Origin of the sequence: Pseudooceanicola sp. HF7 (assembly GCF_011806405.1) — a bacterium.
In the GTDB taxonomy this organism is placed as follows: domain Bacteria; phylum Pseudomonadota; class Alphaproteobacteria; order Rhodobacterales; family Rhodobacteraceae; genus Pseudooceanicola.
Genome location: NZ_JAATOW010000003.1, coordinates 129,742 through 142,240 on the forward strand (window position 1 = coordinate 129,742; position 12,499 = coordinate 142,240).

Consider the following 12,499-nt stretch of genomic DNA (forward strand, 5'->3'; position numbering starts at 1 on the left):
GTAATCGGTTCCCTGAATACTTGATATCTTTCTCGGGCCGCCTTTGCGTGAGGGCTTCCAAAAGAGCCCGGTGAAGCGCATCTGGCGGCTTTACCCGCCTTGCTTGCACGAGTATCACAACCGTCATGACCGACACGCCTGAAGACCCCGATATCGGCCCCGAGCCCGGTGACATCCAGCTTGCCGAACCGCTGCGCCGCGCCATTGGCGAGCGCTACCTGACCTATGCGCTGTCCACGATCATGCACCGGGCCTTGCCGGATGCGCGTGACGGGCTGAAGCCGGTCCACCGCCGAATCCTCTACGCGATGCGAGAGCTGAAGCTGGCCCCGAACGGGCGCTTCCGCAAAAGCTCCAAGATTTCCGGCGACGTGATGGGCAACTATCACCCGCACGGGGACTCCGCGATCTATGATGCCATGGCCCGGCTGGCGCAGGACTTCAACGTCCGCTACCCGCTGGTGGATGGCCAGGGCAACTTCGGCAACATCGACGGGGACAACCCGGCAGCCTCGCGGTACACCGAAGCCCGGCTGACCGTGGTCGCCGAAGCCCTGATGGAGGGGCTGAACGAGAACGCGGTCGATTACCGGGACAACTACGACGGCACGCTGACAGAGCCGGTCGTGCTGCCGGCCTCCTTCCCGAACCTGCTGGCCAATGGCTCTTCCGGGATCGCGGTCGGCATGGCCACCAACATCCCGCCGCATAACATCGTCGAGCTGTGCAATGCCTGCCTGCATCTGATCAAGACGCCCGAGGCGCGCGACGACACGCTGCTGCAATATGTGCCGGGCCCCGATTTCCCCACCGGCGGCGTGCTGGTCGAAGCGCCGGAGAATATTGCCAAGGCCTATGCGACGGGCCGGGGCTCCATGCGGCTGCGCGCCAAGTGGCACAAGGAGGACCTGGGCCGCGGCATGTGGCAGATCGTGGTCACGGAGATCCCTTACCAGGTCCAGAAATCCAAGCTGGTGGAGCGGATCGCGGATCTGATCCAGACCCGCAAGATCCCCATCCTTGCCGATATCCGGGATGAAAGTGCCGAAGACATCCGCATGGTGCTTGAGCCGCGCGCCAAGACGGTGGATCCGGACGTGCTGATGAGCATGCTGTTCCGGAACTGCGACCTGGAAGTGAAATTCGCGCTCAACATGAACGTGCTGATCGACGGGCTCACGCCCAAGGTCTGCTCCATGAAGGAAGTGCTGCGCGCCTTCCTCGATCACCGGCGCGAGGTGCTGCAACGCCGCTCGCAGCACCGGCTGGAAAAGATCGACCACCGGCTGGAAGTGCTGGAAGGCTTCATCACCGCCTTCCTGAACCTCGACCGGGTGATCGACATCATCCGCTATGACGATGATCCCAAGCAGGCCCTCATGCTTGAGAACTGGGAGCTGAAGCGCGCCCGGGCGACCTCGGAAGCGGATTATGTCTCTCCCATCGGGATCGACGAACACGGTGAGCTCTCCGAAGTCCAGGCAGAGGCGATCCTGAACATGCGCCTGCGCTCCTTGCGGCGCCTGGAAGAGATGGAGCTTGTCCGGGAACGCGATGCGCTGATGGAAGAGCGCATGGGGCTCGAGGATCTGCTGGCCACGCCGGAACGGCAGTGGGACCGCGTCGCAGAACAGATCCGCGACACCCGCAAGGCCTTCGGCAAGGATTACCCGGGCGGCGCCCGGCGCACGCTGATCGAATCCGCCGCAGAGGCCGAAGAGGTGCCGCTGGAAGCGATGATCGAACGGGAGCCGATCACCGTTGTCTGTTCCAAGATGGGCTGGATCCGCGCGATGAAGGGTCATATCGACCTGGCCCAGCCGGAGAAGCTCAAGTTCAAGGACGGGGACGAGGGGCGCTTCCTCTTCCATGCAGAGACAACGGACAAGATCCTGGTCTTCGGTTCCAACGGGCGGTTCTATACCGTCCAGGCCGCCAACCTGCCCGGCGGGCGCGGCATGGGTGAACCCCTGCGGCTGATGGTCGACCTGCCCAACGAATCCGAGATCGTGGAGATGCTGATCCACCGCCCGGGCGAGAAGCTGATCGTGGCCTCTTCTGCTGGCGACGGGTTCCTTGTGGCCGAAGACGAAGTGCTGGCCCAGACCCGCACCGGGCGCCAGGTGCTGAACGTCAAGGACGGTGTGCGGGCTTTGCTGGCCAAGCCGATCTGGGGCGATCACGTGGCCTGCGTGGGCGAGAACCGCAAGGTGCTGGTCTTCGCGCTGGAAGAGATGCCGGAGCTGGGTCGCGGCAAGGGCGTGCGCCTGCAGAAGTACAAGGATGGCGGCCTGTCGGACCTGACCACCTTCGTTCTGGCGGATGGCCTGTCCTGGAAGGATCCGGCCGGTCGCACTCGGACAGAGCCCGACCTGGGCGAATGGCTTGGCAAGCGGGCAGGCACGGGCCGGATGGCGCCGCGCGGCTTCCCGCGGGACAACAAGTTCACCTGAACCGCCGCTGCTAAGGCAGAGCTGACCTGAAAAGCGCCCTGGATGAAAATCCGGGGCGTTTTCCTTTGTGCTCTTCGAGGTTCAGCATGGGGGCCGGATCACTCCCTAGGGCTGGCCTTCAGCCAGACACCCCCTTCGGGTCGCAGCGTGAGGATCATAACGGGCGCGGGCTGCTGCCCGGCAATGGCGGTGAAGCGGAACCTGGACAGCAGGGTCGCCAGGATGATCACCGCTTCCTGCAAGGCGAAACTGGCTCCGATGCAGATCCGGGGGCCATCGCCGAAGGGCAGGTAGCTGTAGCGCGCAATGGCCTTCCGGTCGGCGAAGCGCGCAGGCACGAAGTCATCCGCATCCTCCCAGAGCAGCCGGTTCCGGTGCAGCGCGTAGATCGGCAGGATCACCGTATCCCCGGGCCTGATGTCGCGGCCACACAGCCGGTCCCGCTTCTGCGCGGTCCGGGAGATGATGCCGGCGGGCGGATACAGGCGCAGGGTCTCGTCGATGATCTGCCGCGTCAGGGGCAGCGCCTCCACATCCTCCGCCGTCGCGGCACGGCCTTGCAGGACGCCTCTGGCTTCCTCGCCCGCGGCCTCCTGGATCTCTGGCGCGAAGGCACAGAGATAGAGCGCCCAGCCAAGGGTCAGGGCCGTGGTCTCATGCCCGGCCACGATGAAGGTCAGCAGGTTGTCGGCCAGTTCCCCGTCCGACATGCGCCGCCCGGTCTTGGGGTCCTGCGCGGCCAGCAGCAGGTCCATCAGGTCCGGGATCTCCGGCCCCTCGGGCCTCTCGCGCCGGGTGGCGATGGCGTCATCGGCCACGGCCTTCATCTGCTTCAGCACGGGGCCGGAAAAGACCCGTCCGGGGCGCGGGACCCAGTCCGGCAAGCCCAGGATATCGAAGAAGGAGACCTTGCCGGCGCTGGCGATATAGGTCTCGATCGCGCGGTGCACGCCGTCCCGGTCAAACATCTGCCCGCCGGAAAAGGTCACATCCGCGATCACCTCGTAGGTGGCGCGCACCATCTCCTCCGCCACGTTCACCGGGCGCCCTTCGGCCCCCGCGATGCGGTTTGCGGCCTGTTCGGCGGCCCGCATCATGACAGGGGCCAAGTCCGTGACGTGGCGATGGGAAAAGACTGGGGCCGCGGCGCGGCGTTGCCAGCGCCAATGGGCGCCCTCGGCGATGAAAAGGCTCTCTCCGATGGCCGGACGCAGGAGATTCTTGGTCACATCCGATTTCGGGTAATCCGCCACCCGGTCCAGCAGGACCTGGCGGATCGCCTCCGGATCCATCAGCATGTGCCAGCGGACCCCGACCTTGCCAGAGACGATGGGTTGCTTCACCGAGAGCTCCGGCAGGATCTCAAGCAGGTTGCGCCGCGCTGCCCTGAGCGATCCCAGCAGGCCAAGGGGCTGGGTCACCAATGGCACATGGACGGGCAGGGGACGGGGCGGGGCGGGAATGTCGGACACGGAAATCCTCCGGAATGGGGTGGTAGTCAACCTAGGTGCCCCCTGCCGTTAGGGCAATTCACCACTTCGCGCGCCAGCTTGCCACGGTGGGCGCAAATAGCTCTCCTGTGAATTGAAAAGAGGGGGGGCATCGGCTATGCCCGACGGACGCCGCGCAATTCTTTCCGGGGGTCCAATGCACCGCATCCGCTCTGTCACTCGTCTCCCCGCCGCCCTGGTCGCGGCATCCGTGCTTCTCCTGAGCGCCTGCACCTATTCCGAAGACCTGCACAAACCGCCGGTTCCCCTGGGGGACTTCCGTCTTGGTCACAACGTGGTCGTCGCCTCGAAGATGCGAAAGGGCCCGCTGTCCCGCCACGTCGAGGAAGAAGAGATGGTCCAGGCCGTCACCGCCGCCGTGGAAGAGCGCTTCCGCCGCTACGACGGCTCGGGCCTCTACCACCTGGGTATCTCCATCGAAGGCTACGTGATCGCCGCACCGGGCGTTCCGCTGCTGCTCAAGCCGCGCTCGGCGCTGATCACCAATGTCACGCTCTGGGATGACAAGGCGAACAAGAAGCTCACGGAAGAACCCAAGCGCATCGAGGTGCTGGAAAGCTTCAACGAAGAGACCTTCATCGGCTCCGGCCTGACCATGGCCCGCGAAGAGCAGCTGCAGAACGTCGCGCGCAATATCGCCAAGGAAATCCAGAACTGGCTGGAGGAAAACCCCCAGTGGTTCGAGGCCACCCCCGAAGAGATCGCCGCCGATGAGGCAGAGCGCGCTAAAGCCTCCTCCAGCGCAAGGAAGGACGCGCCGCGCTATTTCGGCGAAGGCGTGACCTATGATCCCGAGGCGATCCTGGCCGCCGAAGAGGCCGCCGAGGCAAAGGCCGAAGCCGCCGAGCGTGCAGCTGACGCAGCGGAACAGGGGAACGCCCTCGGGGCGGATCCGATCCTGCTTCCCGACAGCGCGGAATAGGCCGGCTCAAGGCCTGCGGCGCTCCCGGCAGGCCGGGGGCGCGCCTGCCGCGGGGGTGCGCTGCCATGCAGCGCTGCCCACAAGGTGCAACAGCCGGTATCTGAACGCCAAGAGATGCTTGATTTTCCCCTTGAGACTCAATAAATCGCGCTCCGAGTGAAATCGGGCCGATGGCCCCCAGACCACAAAGGCGCCTGACCATGGGTAAGGAAAAGTTTGAGCGCGGCAAACCGCACTGCAACATCGGCACGATCGGTCACGTTGACCACGGCAAGACGACGCTGACGGCGGCGATCACGAAGTACTTCGGTGACTTCCGCGCCTACGACCAGATCGACGGCGCGCCGGAAGAAAAGGCCCGCGGCATCACGATCTCGACCGCACACGTGGAATACGAGACCGAAGCGCGCCACTATGCGCACGTCGACTGCCCCGGCCACGCCGACTACGTCAAGAACATGATCACCGGTGCTGCCCAGATGGACGGCGCGATCCTGGTCGTGAACGCCGCTGACGGCCCCATGCCGCAAACGCGCGAGCACATCCTGCTCGGCCGCCAGGTGGGTATCCCCGCCATGGTCGTCTTCATGAACAAGGTTGACCAGGTCGACGACGAAGAGCTGCTCGAGCTCGTCGAGATGGAAATCCGCGAACTGCTCTCCGAGTACGACTTCCCGGGCGACGACATCCCCGTCATCGCCGGCTCTGCCCTGGCAGCGATGGAAGGCCGCAACCCGGAAATCGGCGAAGAGAAGATCAAGGAACTGATGGCCGCCGTGGATGAGTACATCCCGCAGCCCGAACGTGCCGTTGACCAGCCCTTCCTGATGCCGATCGAAGACGTGTTCTCGATCTCCGGCCGTGGTACGGTTGTGACCGGCCGTGTCGAGCGTGGCGTCGTGAACGTCGGCGACGAACTGGAAATCGTCGGCATCAAGGACACCAAGAAAACGACCTGCACGGGCGTGGAAATGTTCCGCAAGCTGCTGGATCGTGGTGAAGCAGGCGACAACGTCGGCGTCCTGCTGCGCGGCATCGACCGTGAAGGCGTTGAGCGCGGCCAGGTGCTGTGCAAGCCCAAGTCGGTCAACCCGCACACCAAGTTCGAAGCAGAAGCCTACATCCTGACCAAGGATGAAGGTGGCCGTCACACGCCGTTCTTCGCCAACTACCGCCCGCAGTTCTACTTCCGGACCACGGACGTCACCGGCACCGTTCAGCTGCCCGAAGGCACTGAAATGGTCATGCCCGGCGACAACCTGAAGTTCACGGTTGAACTGATCGCGCCGATCGCCATGGAAGAGAAGCTGCGCTTCGCTATCCGTGAAGGCGGCCGCACCGTCGGCTCCGGCGTCGTCTCCAAGATCATCGAGTGATGATCGCGCCGGGTGCGTGCCCTGCACGCACCTGACGGGACGCCGAAAAGGACGCGTGACACCGTCGCGGGTCCGGCAACAGATCCAAGGAGCGGTCCCCCGGGGGGCCGCTCTTTTTCATTGCGCGCTTGCAGGGCAGCGACACTGAGCGGGCTTATCCGTGGGGTGAATGCAAAAAACCTCCCCTGATCTGCGCGGAATGGCCATACTCCGGCTGGTAAAGGCGACGCTGCGGGACATGTCGCAGGACATCGGAAGGGGCTTACATGAGCGACTGCATCCATTGTGCCTATATCCTCGAGGGGCCGGAAAAAGGCCGCAGCCTCGATTCCCACCTCTTGGGGACAGAGCTGAAGGGGCCGGCGGTCACCTGGGCGCACCTGGACGACAAGGCGCCCGATGTGCGCGACTGGCTGGCAGAGAACCTGCCGTTCCTGGAGGACTGGGTACTGGATGCCCTGGCCCAGCCCAACGCGCATTCCAGGGCCACCACGGTGGGGGAGGGGCTGTTCATCGTCCTGCGCAGCATCAACGTGAACGACGGGGCGGATCCGCTGGACATGCTGGCCCTGCGGATCTGGGCGGACAAGACGCGGATCGTCACCCTGTCCAGCCACCCGATCGATGCGCTGGACGAGGTCACTCACCAGGTCGCCCATGGGGATGCGCCCTCTACCCCCGGTGCCTTCATCGCCGCGATCGTGCGGCGCCTGGCCGACCGGCTGGAGCCGGCCGTGCTGCGCCTTGAGGACCGGGTGGGCGAGCTTGAGGAAAAGGTCGTCAACGCCCCGGACCCCGCCCTGCGCCGCAACCTGGCAGAGCTGCGGCTGGATGTGGTCAAATTGCGCCGACACGCCCCCTCCCAGAAGGATGCGCTGCTGGCCCTGCTGCATTGCGACAGCAAGATCCTGGCCCCGGTCGACCGCCGCGAGATCGCGGAGAATCAGGCGCGGATCAGCCGGTTGTCGGATTCCGTCGACCAGGTCCGTGATTCCCTGGTGGTGCTGCGCGACGACCTGAGCGGCCAGCTCGAGGATCGTCTGAACCGGCACATGTACACGCTGGCGCTGGTCTCTGCGATCTTCCTGCCGCTGATGTTCGTCACAGGTCTGCTCGGCATCAACGTGGACGGGATACCGGGCGCGCGCAGCGTCGATTCCTTCTGGGTGGTGACCGGGGGGCTGGTGCTTTTCGCCGGTTTCCTGGTGGCCATCCTGCGCTGGTTCCACTGGATGGAGTGACCCTGGCCCTGCCTTCCCGCAGGGAATGAGAAAAACCGCCTGATCCGGTGCAGTTGCTATTGATCTTCACCGCCCGCTGTCATATCCCGACGCACGGCCTAGGGGTATAGCTCAGTTGGTAGAGCATCGGTCTCCAAAACCGAGGGTCGTGGGTTCGAGTCCCTCTGCCCCTGCCAGTATCTTCCGAACATCGTGATACATGGCGCCTGGCCTGTCAGCGCCGCCCGGTGCCCGGCGCGCCGCGGCATTGGTCGCTGGCACCGATGACGCCAAGCCCCGCTTGAAATGCCTCGCATTGCGGCGTATGTCAGCCCGAACCGCGCGGGCACAGGCCCGTCTGAAGAGAAACCGAACCGAGGATGCCGAAGATGGCGAACCCGCTGCAATTCATCCAGCAGACCCGCGCCGAGATCGGGAAGGTCACCTGGCCCACCCGGCGCGAGGTTGTCCTGACGACGATCATGGTCTTCGTCATGGCCACGCTGACGGCTATCTTCTTCGCCCTCGTGGACCTGGGCATCCGCTCCGGCCTGCAGGGTATCCTCAGTCTTTTCGGCTAAGCCCGGGCCGCTAGGCCGGGTCAGGCTTGCAAGGGGCGGCGCATCTTTGTATGTGACGCCCTGTTCCCCTTGATCTGGCGCGCGGCGATTCGAGTCTCGCGCCGATTTTCTATTGGGGCAGCTGATTTGGGGGCGGGTTGTCGCCTGTCCCGACACGGAAGAAACCGGCCTTCGGGCTGCACGGAACACAAGGGTCGTTGCGACATGGCAAAACGGTGGTACTCGGTCTCGGTTCTCTCGAACTTCGAGAAGAAGATCGCCGAGCAGATCCGGACGAGCGTCGAAGAGAAGGGTCTTGAGGATCAGATCGACGAAGTGCTCGTGCCGACCGAGGAAGTGATCGAAGTGCGTCGTGGCAAGAAAGTGACCGCCGAGCGTCGCTTCATGCCCGGCTACGTGCTGGTGCACATGGAAATGTCCGACGCGGGCTACCACCTGATCAACTCGATCAACCGCGTCACCGGCTTCCTGGGCCCGCAAGGCCGCCCGATGCCGATGCGCGACGCAGAGGTGAACCAGATCCTGAACCGTGTCCAGGAAGGCGAAGAAGCCCCGCGGACGCTGATCCACTTCGAAGTGGGCGAGAAGGTGAAGGTCAACGACGGGCCGTTCGAAGATTTCGACGGCATGATCGAAGAGGTCGACGAGGACAACCAGCGCCTCAAGGTCTCCGTTTCGATCTTCGGCCGGGAAACCCCGGTCGAGCTGGAATTCACGCAGGTCTCCAAGCAAGGCTGACCTGGGCGAAGGTGGGGTCGCACCCACCCTGCGGGGTAATGCCCCGTTCATACGTGGGAGGCGAGGCGGTCGCGACCGTCGGACCTGACCACGCACAACAGACCCGGAGGGCGCGCCCGAAGGGTCAGGCGCAGGGTGGGAGCGATCCCACCGTTTCTGCGCGATGAACAAAGGAGAAGGCCCATGGCCAAGAAACTCGTCGGCAGCCTGAAGCTGCAGGTGCCTGCCGGTCAGGCAAACCCGTCCCCGCCCGTCGGCCCCGCACTGGGTCAGCGCGGCATCAACATCATGGAATTCTGCAAGGCGTTCAACGCCAAGACGCAGGAAATGGAGCCCGGTGCGCCGTGCCCGACCGTGATCACCTACTACCAGGACAAGTCCTTCACGATGGACATCAAGACGCCCCCCGCGTCTTACTATCTGAAGAAGGCTGCCAAGCTGAAGTCCGGTTCCCAGACCCCGGGCAAGGCAACTGCTGGCACCGTGACCGCCGCTCAGGTGAAAGAGATCGCCGAAGCGAAAATGAAGGATCTGAACGCCAACGACATCGAAGGCGCAATGCAGATCATCCTGGGCTCCGCCCGCTCCATGGGCATCGAGGTTAAGTAAGATGGCAAAGTTCGGTAAACGTACCCGCGCCGCTCGCGAAGCCTTCGCCGGCAAGGAAGACATCACCGTCGAGGAAGCCGTTGCACTGGTGAAAGCCAACGCAACCGCCAAGTTCGACGAAACCGTGGAAATCTCGCTGAACCTCGGCGTCGACCCCCGTCACGCAGACCAGATGGTCCGCGGCGTGGTCGGCCTGCCGAACGGCACCGGCAAGGACGTGCGCGTTGCCGTCTTCGCCCGTGGCCCGAAAGCGGAAGAAGCCCAGGCAGCTGGTGCGGACATCGTTGGCGCAGAAGACCTGATGGAAGCCATCCAGGGTGGCAAGATCGACTTCGATCGTTGCATCGCCACCCCGGACATGATGCCCGTCGTCGGTCGTCTCGGCAAAATCCTGGGCCCGCGCAACCTGATGCCGAACCCCAAGGTCGGCACCGTGACCATGGACGTCGCTGACGCCGTGAAAGCGGCCAAGGGCGGCGAAGTCCAGTTCAAGGCAGAGAAAGCCGGCGTCGTGCACGCAGGCGTCGGCAAGGCTTCCTTCGACGAAGCCAAGCTGGTCGAGAACGTGCGCGCCTTCGTGGACGCCGTCTCCAAGGCCAAGCCGTCGGGCGCCAAGGGTGCCTACCTCAAGAAGGTCTCCCTGAGCTCCTCCATGGGCCCGGGCGTCTCCGTCGACGTGACCTCCGCCACCGGCAACTGATAAGACTTCAAGTGAATTGAGAAAGGCGGCTCCCTGGGGCCGCCTTTTTCGTTTGGGGCAGGGGGCTGGCTGCTCAGCTCGGTGAATTGCCGATGTCTGCGCAGGTGTCTTCCAGTTCCGCGCTCTTGTGGCGGGCCTGTTTCAGGGCCTTGTCCAGCGCCACCCCGTCGATGGCGGCCGATGTGATCGTCTGCATGTTGTAGGTCGCCACCAGGGCCGTGCCCCGCATCAGGTCGCGCGACAGCGCCAGCACCGCCAGGTAGTCCAGGTGATTGCCCAGCATTCCGGATCCGTCCTCGTCCCCACCGGCCGCATTCTCGCGGCAGGCCTCCACATCCACGCTGATGAAGGACCGGCAGACGGTGGGGCGGGCGTCATAGGCGCGGCACAGGCGGGTCTCGGGGTCCAGCGCGGCGCAGGCATTGGCGTTCCAGGCGCGGCCATCGGGCTGCCCTGCAAGCGGTGCCAGCGCGCCATGCAGCTGGACCGCCTCGGCCTCCGTGATCAACCCGCCGTCGCCCTCCAACAGGATGCAGCAGAAGGCGCATCCTTCCGAGCAGGCGGCCTCCCGCAGCTGCTCGGGCTCTTCGGCGCGGATCTGCGCGCCGGTCATCTCCGCCAGCTTCTGCGCCACGGCGCCGGAGGCGATGTCCCCCGCCAGGGCGCGGGCCGGGCGGCCCTCTGCCTCAGCCGTGGCAAGATAGGCATCCAGCAGGCGGCGTCCGCGATCCTCAAGGAACCTGGGCATGCCACGGGCCCGGGCGCGCAGCAGTTTCCGGCGCAGGGCAGGGATCCCGCTGAGGGACCGCGCCCCGGGTTTCGCTGATTTTGCCGCCATTTCCTGCCTTTCCTGGGTGGGACGTCACTTCTGCGATGCCGCTTGTCTGATGTGCTGCAAGGCAGTACACTATCTCTCGGTTCGGAAGAATAGGTATCCCGGCTGCGCAGTCCAGCGTGGCTGTGGTCCGCCGTTGCATCAGTCACCCTATTTTTACACTTCACATCCCCGCACAAACCGCTTAGATACGCGCTTTGTCGGGCCGTCCGGGATTCGGACGGTTCGGCGATTCGTCCGAGACGGTGGGTGGCTGCATCCGTGGCCATAATTCCTGCCTGAGACGGGATAAGACCAGATTTCTTCGGATTCCGCGTCAGCGGCGCCCGGGGCGACCTTGGTGGACCCGTTACGGACCCGCTTGCCGGGACGTTCGTTCCGGCAGAACTGAGCCGGAGGGTCTGACCCTCCCTGATTGGAGTGAAACTGTGGATAGAGCCCAGAAAGAGAAAGTGGTCGACGAACTCGGCCAGATCTTCGAAAGCTCTGGCGTTGTGGTGGTTGCACACTACACCGGCCTCACGGTTGCCGAGATGCAATCGCTTCGTGCCAAAGCCCGTGAGGCTGGCTCGAGCGTGCGTGTCGCCAAGAACAGGCTCGCCAAGATCGCCCTGGAAGACAAGCCCTGCGCAAGCATTGCTGATCTCCTATCGGGCATGACTGTGCTCACCTACTCCGAGGACCCCGTGGCAGCAGCCAAGGTGGCCGAGGACTTCGCCAAAGAGAACAAGAAGTTCGAAATCCTTGGCGGTGCAATGGGTGAGAACGCTCTGGACCGGTCCGGTGTCGAAGCCGTGTCGAAAATGCCTTCGCGCGACGAGCTTATCGCTCAGATCGCTGGCATGCTCGGCGCGCCCGCTTCCAACATCGCCGGTGCAATTGGCGCCCCTGCTTCGAATATCGCCTCCATCCTGTCCACGATCGAGGACAAGGCTGCGGCGTAAGCAACCAAGAGACCGGCGTAGGGTTGAATGCCTTAACGTTGGAACACATCTAGAGATACGGAAAGAGTCACAATGGCTGATCTGAAAAAACTGGCTGAAGAGATCGTTGGTCTGACGCTTCTCGAAGCACAAGAACTGAAAACCATCCTCAAAGACGAGTACGGCATCGAGCCCGCCGCTGGCGGCGCCGTCATGATGGCTGGCCCCGCAGACGGCGCAGGCGCCGCTGCTGAGGAAGAGAAAACCGAGTTCGACGTCATCCTGAAGTCGGCCGGCGCTTCCAAAATCAACGTCATCAAAGAAGTCCGCGGCATCACCGGCCTGGGCCTCAAAGAAGCCAAAGAGCTGGTCGAAGCCGGCGGCAAGGCTGTCAAAGAAGGCGTGTCCAAGGACGAAGCCGAAGAGATCAAAGGCAAGCTGGAAGCAGCTGGCGCCGAGGTCGAAGTCAAGTAAGCACCTTCCCGTGGGTATCCTCACGGGATTGTCATCGCAGGGGTTCGCCCTGTGCGGTAGCTGAAAACAGGCTGAACGCGGACATCCGCGTTCAGCCGAACCTGTCTCAGAGAGGGCTGATGCCAGTTTTCTCTAAGGGAGGTTCTCGGATCGGGAG

The 12,499-nt window shown here is 64.0% G+C and carries 12 protein-coding genes and 1 tRNA gene; 11 read left to right on the top strand and 2 right to left on the bottom strand.

The features are described from left to right. Window positions 1-125 precede the first annotated feature (125 nt). Complete coding sequence (locus tag HCZ97_RS01995) at window positions 126-2,453, top strand: DNA topoisomerase IV subunit A (protein WP_167686998.1); 2,328 nt, start codon at window positions 126-128, stop codon at window positions 2,451-2,453. Between the two features lie 98 nt (window positions 2,454-2,551). Here HCZ97_RS01995 and HCZ97_RS02000 read toward each other — a convergent pair whose 3' ends face one another. Then, on the bottom strand, window positions 2,552-3,916 hold the full coding sequence (locus HCZ97_RS02000) for a cytochrome P450 (protein ID WP_368484310.1): 1,365 nt from the start codon (window positions 3,914-3,916) through the stop codon (window positions 2,552-2,554). A gap of 184 nt (window positions 3,917-4,100) precedes the next feature. Between HCZ97_RS02000 and HCZ97_RS02005 the strand changes: the two genes are divergently transcribed. The 8 genes from HCZ97_RS02005 (at window position 4,101) to rplA (ending at window position 10,110) form a co-directional block, all read left to right on the top strand. Then, window positions 4,101-4,886 carry a hypothetical protein gene (locus tag HCZ97_RS02005; protein WP_175581610.1) on the top strand — a complete coding sequence of 262 codons (786 nt, stop codon included), beginning with the start codon at window positions 4,101-4,103 and terminating at the stop codon, window positions 4,884-4,886. 200 nt (window positions 4,887-5,086) lie between these two features. Then, complete coding sequence (gene tuf, locus HCZ97_RS02010; protein WP_167687000.1) at window positions 5,087-6,262, top strand: elongation factor Tu; 1,176 nt, start codon at window positions 5,087-5,089, stop codon at window positions 6,260-6,262. A gap of 266 nt (window positions 6,263-6,528) precedes the next feature. Continuing rightward, window positions 6,529-7,503: a CorA family divalent cation transporter gene (locus HCZ97_RS02015; RefSeq protein WP_167687001.1), complete on the top strand. Its 975-nt coding sequence runs from the start codon at window positions 6,529-6,531 to the stop codon at window positions 7,501-7,503. A gap of 100 nt (window positions 7,504-7,603) precedes the next feature. Beyond that, window positions 7,604-7,679: transfer RNA gene (locus HCZ97_RS02020), tRNA-Trp, on the top strand. Window positions 7,680-7,871: 192 nt separating this feature from the next. Next, on the top strand, window positions 7,872-8,063 hold the full coding sequence (gene secE, locus HCZ97_RS02025; RefSeq protein WP_167687002.1) for a preprotein translocase subunit SecE: 192 nt from the start codon (window positions 7,872-7,874) through the stop codon (window positions 8,061-8,063). A gap of 204 nt (window positions 8,064-8,267) precedes the next feature. Then, window positions 8,268-8,801: a transcription termination/antitermination protein NusG gene (gene nusG, locus HCZ97_RS02030; RefSeq protein ID WP_167687003.1), complete on the top strand. Its 534-nt coding sequence runs from the start codon at window positions 8,268-8,270 to the stop codon at window positions 8,799-8,801. A gap of 183 nt (window positions 8,802-8,984) precedes the next feature. Further along, the gene (gene rplK / locus HCZ97_RS02035; RefSeq protein WP_167687004.1) at window positions 8,985-9,410 is read left to right on the top strand and encodes a 50S ribosomal protein L11; all 426 of its coding nucleotides are present in this window, start codon (window positions 8,985-8,987) and stop codon (window positions 9,408-9,410) included. Window position 9,411: 1 nt separating this feature from the next. Beyond that, window positions 9,412-10,110 carry a 50S ribosomal protein L1 gene (gene rplA / locus HCZ97_RS02040; protein WP_167687005.1) on the top strand — a complete coding sequence of 233 codons (699 nt, stop codon included), beginning with the start codon at window positions 9,412-9,414 and terminating at the stop codon, window positions 10,108-10,110. 73 nt (window positions 10,111-10,183) lie between these two features. Here the strand turns inward: rplA and HCZ97_RS02045 are convergent, their stop codons facing one another. Next, on the bottom strand, window positions 10,184-10,948 hold the full coding sequence (locus HCZ97_RS02045) for a YkgJ family cysteine cluster protein (RefSeq protein ID WP_167687006.1): 765 nt from the start codon (window positions 10,946-10,948) through the stop codon (window positions 10,184-10,186). A 425-nt stretch (window positions 10,949-11,373) separates the two neighbouring features. Here HCZ97_RS02045 and rplJ point away from each other — a divergent pair, with 425 nt between their 5' ends. Together rplJ and rplL are read left to right on the top strand one after the other, a co-directional pair. Beyond that, the gene (rplJ, locus tag HCZ97_RS02050; protein WP_167687007.1) at window positions 11,374-11,889 is read left to right on the top strand and encodes a 50S ribosomal protein L10; all 516 of its coding nucleotides are present in this window, start codon (window positions 11,374-11,376) and stop codon (window positions 11,887-11,889) included. A gap of 72 nt (window positions 11,890-11,961) precedes the next feature. Beyond that, on the top strand, window positions 11,962-12,342 hold the full coding sequence (rplL, locus tag HCZ97_RS02055; RefSeq protein WP_167687008.1) for a 50S ribosomal protein L7/L12: 381 nt from the start codon (window positions 11,962-11,964) through the stop codon (window positions 12,340-12,342). The last annotated feature ends 157 nt before the right edge of the window (window positions 12,343-12,499 follow it).

Coding starts and splice junctions, on each gene's coding strand:
- rplK (WP_167687004.1), top strand. CDS start 8,985: ATGGCCAAGAAACTCGTCGGCAGCCTGAAGCTGCAGGTGCCTGCCGGT.
- tuf (WP_167687000.1), top strand. CDS start 5,087: ATGGGTAAGGAAAAGTTTGAGCGCGGCAAACCGCACTGCAACATCGGC.
- HCZ97_RS01995 (WP_167686998.1), top strand. CDS start 126: ATGACCGACACGCCTGAAGACCCCGATATCGGCCCCGAGCCCGGTGAC.
- HCZ97_RS02005 (WP_175581610.1), top strand. CDS start 4,101: ATGCACCGCATCCGCTCTGTCACTCGTCTCCCCGCCGCCCTGGTCGCG.
- nusG (WP_167687003.1), top strand. CDS start 8,268: ATGGCAAAACGGTGGTACTCGGTCTCGGTTCTCTCGAACTTCGAGAAG.
- rplA (WP_167687005.1), top strand. CDS start 9,412: ATGGCAAAGTTCGGTAAACGTACCCGCGCCGCTCGCGAAGCCTTCGCC.
- rplL (WP_167687008.1), top strand. CDS start 11,962: ATGGCTGATCTGAAAAAACTGGCTGAAGAGATCGTTGGTCTGACGCTT.
- secE (WP_167687002.1), top strand. CDS start 7,872: ATGGCGAACCCGCTGCAATTCATCCAGCAGACCCGCGCCGAGATCGGG.
- HCZ97_RS02045 (WP_167687006.1), bottom strand. CDS start 10,948: ATGGCGGCAAAATCAGCGAAACCCGGGGCGCGGTCCCTCAGCGGGATC.
- HCZ97_RS02015 (WP_167687001.1), top strand. CDS start 6,529: ATGAGCGACTGCATCCATTGTGCCTATATCCTCGAGGGGCCGGAAAAA.